General features: G+C 60.2%; 1 protein-coding gene. It reads left to right on the forward strand.

Annotated features, from left to right (window positions below; all coding sequences use genetic code 11):
• Positions 1-51: 51 nt before the first annotated feature.
• Positions 52-251, forward strand: a 200-nt coding sequence (locus tag HW556_RS18515) for a transposase (RefSeq protein WP_176901588.1), incomplete at its 3' end; no start/stop codon positions are given.

Below are 251 nucleotides of genomic sequence, written 5' to 3' on the forward strand. Positions count from 1 at the left end.
TGAGGTGGTCTAGGCAAGGCGGACAGAAGAAGGACGTATATTTCTTCTATTATGGCAGCAAAAACCAGTGGGGTGTCGCCCGACAAACGGCGTAAATACGACGAGGCGTTCAAGGCTGAAGCCCTGCGCTTGGTGTCCGAGAGCCGCAGTACACAAGCCGCGGCCCGCGAGCTGGGCATCAGCCCCAAGCTGCTTTACCGCTGGCAGCAGGCCCAAGTGGTGGCCGAGGTCGGCAGCGTCGAAGTGGCACA

The sequence above is a fragment of the Hymenobacter terrestris genome (genome assembly GCF_013377905.1).
In the GTDB taxonomy this organism is placed as follows: domain Bacteria; phylum Bacteroidota; class Bacteroidia; order Cytophagales; family Hymenobacteraceae; genus Hymenobacter; species Hymenobacter terrestris.